Source organism: Mesorhizobium sp. M7A.F.Ca.US.006.01.1.1 (assembly GCF_003997935.1).
In the GTDB taxonomy this organism is placed as follows: Bacteria; Pseudomonadota; Alphaproteobacteria; order Rhizobiales; family Rhizobiaceae; genus Mesorhizobium.
Map to the genome: position 1 here is coordinate 1 of NZ_RZQL01000356.1, position 5,373 is coordinate 5,373.

Consider the following 5,373-nt stretch of genomic DNA (forward strand, 5'->3'; position numbering starts at 1 on the left):
CCGCCGGCGATGGCCAGTCCGGCCAGCGGTCGACCAGCGCAACCGCCTGGTTGTTGGTGCCGGAGACGACGAGTTCGTCACGCGAATAGCCGGTGCCATGGCCGAGGTCGAGCGGCAACTGGCGCGGCGGGTCGGTCGGCTGGGCAGTCACTTCAGCGACGCGGTTGCGTGCGGTGGCCGCCGCCGCGATCGGCCGGAAGCTGCGGCACAGGTGCCGCGCCGCGGCCTTTGTAGAGCGGCGATTCGAGATAGCGGGCTATGGCGAACCGCACCAGCACTGCGACGGCAGCCGAAGCTGGCACCGCGATCAACAAGCCGACGAAGCCGAACAGCGCGCCGAAGGCAAACAGCGAGAACATCAGCCATACCGGGTGCAGGCCGACGCTCTTGCCGACCAGCCGCGGCTGCAGGATGTTGCCCTCGATGAACTGGCCGATGAAGAACACGACCGCGACCGCGACGATCATCGTCCAGTCCGGCCAGAACTGGACGAAGGCGACGCCGACGGCCAGCACCAGCCCGGTCAGCGAGCCGACATAGGGGATGAAGGAAATCAGCCCGGCGAACAGGCCGATGAGGATGCCGAAATTCAGCCCGGTCAGCGTCAGCCCGGTGGCATACATGGCGCCCAGCACCAGGCACAGCGTGCCCTGGCCGCGCACGAAGCCAGCCGTGGCGGTGTTGATGTCACGTGCGATGGCGCGCACGGTCGCGACGTTGTCGCGCGGCACCCAGCCGTCGATGACCGCCACCATGCGGTCCCAGTCGAGCAGCATGTAGAAGGCGACCACCGGCGTCACCACGAACAGGCTGACCACCGAGACCAGCGCCATGCCGGAACTCCACAGCGAGGTGAAGACGGTGGTGACCAGGCCGAAGCCGGAGGTCAGCAGCGAATTCAGCCCGTCGCGCAAGCTGTTGGCGTTGACGCCGAACTTCTGTTCCAGCCATTTCGGATCGAACGAGGTGATCAGGCTCTGCAGCCGGGTCAGATATTCCGGCAATTTGCCGGCGAAATCGGCCATCTGCGTGGCCAGAACCGGAATGAGGATGACAAAGGCCAGGACCAGCACGATGAGGAAGGTGATGAGGATGACCACCGTCGCCATGAAACGCGACAGGCCGAGCCGCTGCAGCCGGTCGGCAACGGGATCGAGGAAATAGGCAAGCACCATGCCGGCGACGAAGGGCAGCAGGATGGCGCTGAAAACATAGAGGAAAAGCGCCAGCAGCGCGGCGCCGGCCAGCCAGAAGAAGATCTGGCGGCGAAAGGTCGCGGACGCGGCGATGTCGGCGGCCGCGGCCTCGATCGCCGCTTCTGTCTCGGTTGTCCGGATTGGAGCCTTCGTCATGTCAGCTCATGTGCCTCAGCCAAGTCACGAGATAGGCTGCGGCCGAAGCCACGGTCAAGACCCCGGACAGCAATATGAGAACTGGCCTCAGCGGGTCGAGATTAACCGACAGGGCAAGTTCACCCAGCACAACCGCCGCCAGCACGATCTGAATGGCAGTGTTGGCCTTCGACACGAAAAGCGGTTTCATCTCGACCGGATGGGCCATGACGGCGGACAGCAGAACCGCGCAGACGATCAACGCGTCGCGCGACACCATGGTGACGACAAGCCACAGCGGCAATTGCCCGATGAGGCCCATGACCACGAACACCGAAACCAGCAGTAGCTTGTCGGCGATCGGATCGAGATAGGCGCCGAGCGTGGATTGCTGGTTGAAACGGCGGGCGATGAACCCGTCGACGCCGTCCGAAATGCCGGCGACGAGGAACCCGGCAAAAGCCCAGTCCCAGCGCGCCTGCAGCATCGCCAGCACCACCGCCGGCACCAGGACAAGGCGCAGGATGGTGATCAGGTTGGGGATGGTCAAATGCCTGGCACTCCTCTTGGTCGGAGATAGATGATGAAGATGGCGGGTGGCAACAAGGGAGAAGCCGCTGATCTCCCCGTACGGGAGAGCGACCTTCAGCTTGGCTTTCGCCAATCACGAGCGCCTATACGCGCGCGCTGTCCACGGTTTTGTAGGCCGAGATGGCCGTTATCCTTGCGGACAGAAACCGTTCATGCGAAGAGCCCGCGACAAGGAAAATTGTTGAACGGGCACCAGAAATGAGCAAGCGCGACGTGAACAAGCGCAAGAACGGGCTCACCTATGCCGAGGCCGGTGTCGATATCGATGCCGGCAATCTCATGGTCGAGAAGATCAAGCCGCTGGTGCGCGCGACGCGCCGGCCGGGCGCCGACGGCGAGATCGGTGGGTTTGGCGGCCTGTTCGACCTCAAGGCGGCCGGGTTTACCGATCCGGTGCTGGTGGCGGCCAATGACGGCGTCGGCACCAAGCTCAAGATCGCCATCGATGCCGGCAAGCACGACACGATCGGCATCGACCTCGTCGCCATGTGCGTCAACGACATCGTCGTGCAAGGCGCCGAACCGCTGTTCTTCCTCGACTATTTCGCCACCGGCAAGCTCGATCCCGACCAGGGCGCCGCGATCGTCGGCGGCATTGCCGAGGGCTGCCGCCAGGCCGGCTGCGCGCTGATCGGCGGCGAGACGGCCGAGATGCCTGGCATGTATCACGGCAATGACTACGACCTCGCCGGCTTTGCGGTGGGCGCCGCCGAACGCGGCCAGTTGCTGCCCACCGATGACATTGTCGAAGGCGACGTGCTGCTGGGCCTGGCGTCCTCCGGCCTGCACTCGAACGGCTATTCGCTGGTGCGCCGCATCGTCGCCGTCAGCGGCCTGTCGTGGAGCGATCCGGCACCGTTCAACGACGAGGCCACTCTGGCCGAAGCACTGCTCGAGCCGACCCGCATCTACGTCAAGTCGATCCTCAAGGCGATCCGCAACACGCATGGTATCAAGGCGCTCGCCCACATCACCGGCGGCGGCTTCCCGGAAAACATCCCGCGCGTGCTGCCCAAGGATTTTTCGGCCGAGCTCGACCTCGAGGCGATCGACGTCCCTCCGGTGTTTTCGTGGCTGGCCAAGACCGGCGGCGTGGCGCCGGAAGAAATGATGCGCACCTTCAATTGCGGCATCGGCATGATCCTGGCGGTGGCGTCCGGCCAGGCAGCACAGGTCGCCGCCGTGCTGCAGGAGGCCGGCGAGACGGTGACGCCGATCGGCCGCATCGTGCCACGTCGCGACGCCGGCGTCATCTATCGGGGCTCGATCGGCCTATGAGCGCGCAGAGGAAACGCACCGTTGTCCTGATTTCGGGACGCGGCTCCAACATGACCGCGCTGATTGCCGCGGCCAGCGACCCGGCGTTCCCGGCCGAGATCGTCGGTGTCATTTCCGACAAGGCGGATGCCGCCGGGCTCGGCATCGCCAGGGCGCGCGGCATCGCCACGCAGGTCGTCTCGCGTGCCGACCATGGCAGCAAGCAGGCGCATGACGCGGCAATAGACGCGGCGCTCGCGGCCTTCAACGCCGAGATCGTGGCGCTGGCCGGCTACATGCGCATCCTCACCGCCGGCTTCGTCCAGAGATGGCAGGGCCGCATGATCAACATCCACCCTGCCCTGCTGCCGGCTTTCAAGGGGCTCGACACCCATGCGCGCGCACTGGCCGCCGGCATCCGCATCCATGGCTGCACCGTGCACTTCGTCACCTCCGAGATGGATGACGGCCCGATCATCGCACAGGCGGCCGTGCCGGTGATGGTCGGCGACACCGCCGATACTTTGGCAGCCCGCGTGCTGAAGACCGAACACAGGCTCTATCCGCTGGCGCTGGGACTGGTTGCCGAAGGCAAGGCGCGCATGGAGGCCGGCCGCACCGTGCTTGCCCACTTTGCCGACGATGCCGACAACGGCACCTCGGTGGTGATGGCGCCGGATCCGCTGCGCGAGGAAGCCGACCTGGAGCATCTGGCGCGCATCACGCCTTGAGAGGCCTAGATCGGGAATGATAACGGTGCTTAGCTTGGAACCGCCAAATCAGACTCGGTGCCAGACCGAAACGGACCGGCTGCGCAGAGCTTGGCTGGAAGGGTTGGAAAGCGGCCCGTTCGATCCCTTCGACGTCGAGGCGATCAAACAAAAGGCCCGCACTCGTCTGACCAGTCTCCCTGGTCCTGACCAACATCGATGAAACAGCTTCTCCTGCTTCGTCACGCCAAATCCAGCTGGGACGACCCTGATCTCGATGATTTCGACCGGCCCTTGGCCGAACGCGGATCGAGGGCAGCCCGGTTGATGGGACGCGAACTTGCGGCGCGCGGCTGGCTGCCGGACCTGGCGCTGGTGTCGGCGGCGCTGCGCACCCGCGACACCTGGCGGCTTGTGGCGGCGGAGCTGCCCGTCCAGCCCCGGATCGCATTCGTCAAGGCGCTGTACGATGCTTCAGCGGCGGACATTCTGAGCCAGATTGGTCAAACCGACGCTTCAAGCGGCTGTTTGCTGGCAATTGGCCACAATCCGGGCCTGGAAGATCTGGCCAGACAGCTTGCCGGGCCGGGGTCAGACGCCAAGGCGCTCGCGAGACTTGAGGAAAAATTCCCGACGGCAGCCCTGGCCCGGGTGGTCTTCGAAGGCGACTGGTCCGGCCTGTCGAGCGCCCCGCTGACGCATTGTGTGCACCCGAAGGATTTGGGCTAGAATTCAGGCGCGGCGGGCAAGCTGCCACTGGGCAGACTTCGAACCAACGGTTCATGCCGACTGCACAAAATCGGCTGCTCAAACGATGCCCCGATTGTTGCTGGTTCCATAAAAAACAAGAGCGGCGGGCAAAGCCCACCGCTCTTTGTGGTCGCAGACTTCAGAAAATCAACGACCCCAGATGCCCTGGCCCGACTGAGCCGGCACGTTGGCATTGGCATCACCCTGCGTCTTTACGGACTTCGGGATCGAGCCGGTGTGCGTGGTGTCGATGTTGGACACGGACTGGTTCGCAACAGGCTGGTTGGCATTGTAAGAGCCATAATTGTCGCTGCCGGCAAAAGCGGTGCCCGTGGCAACGAGGATGGCGGCGGCGGTGAGAGCGATCTTGGTCATTTTAATTACTCCTGAGTTCAAGGTTAGGTTGATATCGGCAGTCGCGATTAGCGACCGAAGAGGTTGCGGTCAGCGCCCTGCGAAGCGGGGGCCTGGACCGTCTGCGTCGACTTCGAGATCGAAGCAGTGGCCGACTGGTCCACGGTGGCGGCAGGCTGATTGGCGTTGGCCGAGCCATAATTGTCGCTGCCGGCAAAAGCAGTGCCCGTGGCAACGAGGATGGCGGCGGCGGTAAGAGCGATCTTGGTCATTTTAATTACTCCTGAGTTCAAGGTTAGGTTGATATCGGCAGTCGCGATTAGCGGCCGAAGAGATTGCGGTCAGCGCCCTGCGACGCTGGGGCCTGGACGGTCTGCGTC

The 5,373-nt window shown here is 64.3% G+C and carries 7 protein-coding genes; 3 read left to right on the top strand and 4 right to left on the bottom strand.

From position 1 onward, the window contains the following. Positions 1-152: 152 nt before the first annotated feature. Entirely contained in the window at positions 153-1,352 is a 1,200-nt protein-coding gene (locus EN943_RS34600; RefSeq protein WP_127416330.1) for an AI-2E family transporter, read from the bottom strand. Between the two features lies 1 nt (position 1,353). Further along, positions 1,354-1,881, bottom strand: coding sequence for a CDP-alcohol phosphatidyltransferase family protein (locus EN943_RS34605; RefSeq protein ID WP_127416331.1), 528 nt, complete (start codon positions 1,879-1,881; stop codon positions 1,354-1,356). A 239-nt stretch (positions 1,882-2,120) separates the two neighbouring features. Between EN943_RS34605 and purM the strand changes: the two genes are divergently transcribed. From purM to EN943_RS34620, 3 genes are all read left to right on the top strand, one after another. Then, complete coding sequence (purM, locus tag EN943_RS34610) at positions 2,121-3,200, top strand: phosphoribosylformylglycinamidine cyclo-ligase (RefSeq protein WP_013532445.1); 1,080 nt, start codon at positions 2,121-2,123, stop codon at positions 3,198-3,200. Further along, complete coding sequence (purN, locus tag EN943_RS34615) at positions 3,197-3,910, top strand: phosphoribosylglycinamide formyltransferase (protein ID WP_127416332.1); 714 nt, start codon at positions 3,197-3,199, stop codon at positions 3,908-3,910. Before purM ends, purN begins: the two co-directional genes overlap by 4 nt. A gap of 198 nt (positions 3,911-4,108) precedes the next feature. Further along, on the top strand, positions 4,109-4,618 hold the full coding sequence (locus EN943_RS34620; protein WP_127416333.1) for a histidine phosphatase family protein: 510 nt from the start codon (positions 4,109-4,111) through the stop codon (positions 4,616-4,618). 168 nt (positions 4,619-4,786) lie between these two features. On the opposite strand, the gene EN943_RS34625 is transcribed toward EN943_RS34620, so the two are convergent. Together EN943_RS34625 and EN943_RS34630 are read right to left on the bottom strand one after the other, a co-directional pair. Next, positions 4,787-5,014, bottom strand: coding sequence for a DUF680 domain-containing protein (locus EN943_RS34625; RefSeq protein WP_023812599.1), 228 nt, complete (start codon positions 5,012-5,014; stop codon positions 4,787-4,789). A gap of 47 nt (positions 5,015-5,061) precedes the next feature. Next, positions 5,062-5,265 (bottom strand): DUF680 domain-containing protein, encoded by a 204-nt coding sequence (locus EN943_RS34630; protein WP_127416334.1) that lies wholly within the window; start codon positions 5,263-5,265, stop codon positions 5,062-5,064. Positions 5,266-5,373 lie beyond the last annotated feature (108 nt).

Bases quoted from the DNA above. Each gene is read 5' to 3' on its own strand.
- EN943_RS34630 (WP_127416334.1), bottom strand. From the start codon at position 5,265: ATGACCAAGATCGCTCTTACCGCCGCCGCCATCCTCGTTGCCACGGGC.
- EN943_RS34620 (WP_127416333.1), top strand. From the start codon at position 4,109: ATGAAACAGCTTCTCCTGCTTCGTCACGCCAAATCCAGCTGGGACGAC.
- EN943_RS34600 (WP_127416330.1), bottom strand. From the start codon at position 1,352: ATGACGAAGGCTCCAATCCGGACAACCGAGACAGAAGCGGCGATCGAG.
- EN943_RS34625 (WP_023812599.1), bottom strand. From the start codon at position 5,014: ATGACCAAGATCGCTCTCACCGCCGCCGCCATCCTCGTTGCCACGGGC.
- purM (WP_013532445.1), top strand. From the start codon at position 2,121: ATGAGCAAGCGCGACGTGAACAAGCGCAAGAACGGGCTCACCTATGCC.
- purN (WP_127416332.1), top strand. From the start codon at position 3,197: ATGAGCGCGCAGAGGAAACGCACCGTTGTCCTGATTTCGGGACGCGGC.